Source organism: Sphaerisporangium rufum, assembly GCF_016863395.1.
Classification (GTDB): domain Bacteria; phylum Actinomycetota; class Actinomycetes; order Streptosporangiales; family Streptosporangiaceae; genus Sphaerisporangium; species Sphaerisporangium rufum.
Genome location: NZ_BOOU01000141.1, coordinates 1 through 1,335, shown reverse-complemented (window position 1 = coordinate 1,335; position 1,335 = coordinate 1). Strand labels below are relative to the sequence as shown.

General features: G+C 69.2%; 1 protein-coding gene. It reads left to right on the top strand.

Translation table 11 applies throughout. The annotated features are described in order from the left end of the window. Positions 1-442 precede the first annotated feature (442 nt). Complete coding sequence (locus Sru01_RS35035) at positions 443-1,318, top strand: GNAT family N-acetyltransferase (RefSeq protein WP_203995215.1); 876 nt, start codon at positions 443-445, stop codon at positions 1,316-1,318. Positions 1,319-1,335: the final 17 nt, after the last annotated feature.

Genomic DNA, 1,335 nt, shown 5'->3' with positions numbered 1-1,335 from the left:
GCACCCCCGGCACCACCTGGGACTGAAAACTCGGCCCGAAAACTCCGGTGTACACCTTATTTCAAAATCTAGATAAATTGCGAAAGCTGGACCTTCCGGAAACCGGATGAGCCTTAGGCCTCGATGATTCCGACGCGGTCCACTTCCCGGCCGATCCGGCCGACGGCCGTCGTACCTGAACCGGCGACCGAGATCGAGGAAATCGCCCGGTCCCGTCTGAACCGATCGTGCTGGACAAGACTCTTCCCCGCCGCGCGGGCCGAGAAGCGGCCAAGACCGCCTGCGGTGCCGCCCGGATCCGTACATCCGCGGGCTTCGACGGCGAAGGTACCGCCGGTCCGGGCGGCCGATGACGGATCGTCGCATGCCAGGACGGCCGCGGCGCACTGGGCTGACCAGAAATCAGCTGCACCGATGGCGACTCGACTGCTTGGCTGAGCCGGTGGATCTCGACACCCGTATCGCGCTGGTCGCCCGCACCTGGACTCCGACACAGCAGTTGCATCCCGGCAACGTGGCCTGGCATGGCAGCGGGTGTGACGGCGCCCCACCCGCCGACGTGACCCTCGCCGGCGACGGCTGGTTCGCCGAGCTGTGGCAGGAAAAGGACTCGACCCAGATCTGGGGGCATTTCTCGCCGGATCTGTCGTCGGCCGAACGAGACATTGCCTTCGACCGGATCCGCGCGCACGCGCCGCGAGGATCGATCAGCGTGGTGACCGGCGCACCGATGGCGGATACCCTGCGTGCGGCGGGAGCCCAAGAAGTCGATCGCCCCTTCTTCCTCCTCCAGCATCGTGACCTCGGCCGGCTGCCGAGCCGGGCACCGGCGGCGGGGTACACCATCGTTACCGCCGAAGAGGCCGGAGAAGCCGCACGCGTCGACGCACACCGTCGCGCCTGGGCACCGGCACGCATCAAGGAGCTGCTCGGCCTGCCGGTGACCGGTGACGAGCCGCTGAGCGGTTTCACGCTGGACAGGTACCGGACCATGAAGGCCGTCAGCATCTACCGGCCGGAGCTTGATCTCGTGGTGCTCGCCCCGGACGGCGGGCCGGCGGCGTTCGCGCTCGGCTGGCTGGACGACCGCTCGCGCAGCGTCCTGTTCGAACCTGTCGGCACCAGTCCGGGGCACGCGCGTCGTGGTCTGGCGCAGGCCGTCTGTGTCGCGGTGCTGAGCAGGGCCCGAGAGCTGGGCGCCGTCCAGGCGGTCGTCGGGCCGCGCGGTGACGACGCGTACCCGGCACCCCGGCGTCTCTACGGGGCCCTCGGCTTCGTCACGCTGGCGCGCACCCGCACGCTGGCCTGGCGTGCCTGACAGTCGTCGCCGGGGGA